Consider the following 1,484-nt stretch of genomic DNA (forward strand, 5'->3'; position numbering starts at 1 on the left):
ACGGGCGGCGGCCTTGCGCTCCGCGACCGCGTCCGACCAGGCCGCGCGGGTGTCGCGCTTCGCGTCCGCCGCGCTCAGCGAGTCGGAGGCGCGCGCCAGCACGGCCTCGAAGCGCTCGCGGGTGGTCTCCGGCTCGCCGAGCGCCCGCAGATCCTCGTCGAGCCTGGCGCGGTTCTCGCGCACGCTCGCCAGCCGGCGCTCGACCTCGCGCAACTCACGCTGCGCGGTCTCGAGCCGGTCGCCGCCGGAGACGCGCAGCACCTCGGCGAGCCCGTCGCGCTCCGCCTCGGCGGCCTCGGCGAGAGCCCGCTTCTCGCGAAGGAGGGAGTCGACCGCCCGGGTGCGATCGCGCAGCTCGGCCTCGACATCGCGCAGGAGGCCGAGACGCTGCTCCGCCCGCCACACGGCCGCCGGCGAGAGGGAGGCGTCGAGATCGCCGAGGGCATCGATCAGCCGCACGCGTTCGGCTGACGCGGCGATGCGCAGCCGCAGGCCTCGGAGCGGCTCCAGCGCCGCCACCTGCTGCCGGGCGGTGAGCATCCGCAGCCGGGTGCTCTCGAGCTCGTCGAAGTGGGCGACCACCGCGTCGGCGGCGGCGAGCGACTCCGGCTCCTCGAGCACGAGTCGCTTGTAGAGATCGTCGACAGTGGTGATCTGCTGGCCGGCCTGGATGCGCGCGAGCAGGCTCGTCGCCTTCGCTCCGGCACCCGCGGCTCCGATGCCGAGGACCGCGTGCAGACGCGCCGAGAACTCGCGGTCGGTCGCGAGCGGATCCAGCCCCGCCGCGCGCAGCGACGCGTCCGAGAGGCGCTGGGCAGCGGCCTCCTGGAGCGCCCCGAGATCGAGTGCGCCCTCGGCGGTCGCCCGCACGCGCACCGTCTCCTCGAGCACGCGGGCGCGGCGGGCACGTACCAGGCGCGCACGGCGCTGAAGCGCGAGCCGTCGTGGTCGACCCAGGTCATCGCGACAGCGGTCCAGGTGTCGGTGCCGTCTCCGCGGAGCACGCGCACGGCCGTGCCCTCGTCGGTGCGCGACTCGTCGAGCTTGCCGCGCGCGTACGAGAGGATGTTGCGCTGGTCCTCCCCGCGCGGTCGTCCCGTCACGCCTCCGTTCGAGGCGCCGTTGAACGGAGTGGTGTGCGGCATCATCAGGGCGATGTAGGCGTCCATCAGCGTCGACTTGCCCGAGCCGGAGCCGCCGCACAGCAGCGTCGCACCGGGCGAGAAGCGCACCCGGTGGGCGCCGTCGTAGCCACCCCAGTTGACCAGCTGCAGGTCCTCGGCGAGCCACTGCTGCCCGCGCGAGGCGGCCGGGATGAGTCCGAAGAGGGTCTCGAGCATCGTCATCGGGGATCGTCCTCCTGGTCGGCGTCGTCGAGGTCGTCGGTGAGGGAGTCGTCCTCGTCGGCGGAGGCGCCGGCGGGCGCGGAGGCGGCGGGCGCGGAGGCGGCGGCGGGCGACTCCTCCCGCCCCCTGCCGCGCAGC

The 1,484-nt window shown here is 75.1% G+C and carries 2 pseudogenes; both read right to left on the reverse strand.

Annotated features, from left to right (window positions below):
• Positions 1–870 (reverse strand): annotated as a pseudogene (locus tag ACH61_RS19145) (hypothetical protein); the annotation flags it as partial.
• Positions 871–1,166: 296 nt separating this feature from the next.
• Positions 1,167–1,346: pseudogene (locus ACH61_RS19150) on the reverse strand (ATP-binding protein); the annotation flags it as partial.
• Positions 1,347–1,484 lie beyond the last annotated feature (138 nt).

It is taken from the genome of Rathayibacter tanaceti, from assembly GCF_001634385.1.
In the GTDB taxonomy this organism is placed as follows: Bacteria; Actinomycetota; Actinomycetes; order Actinomycetales; family Microbacteriaceae; genus Rathayibacter; species Rathayibacter tanaceti.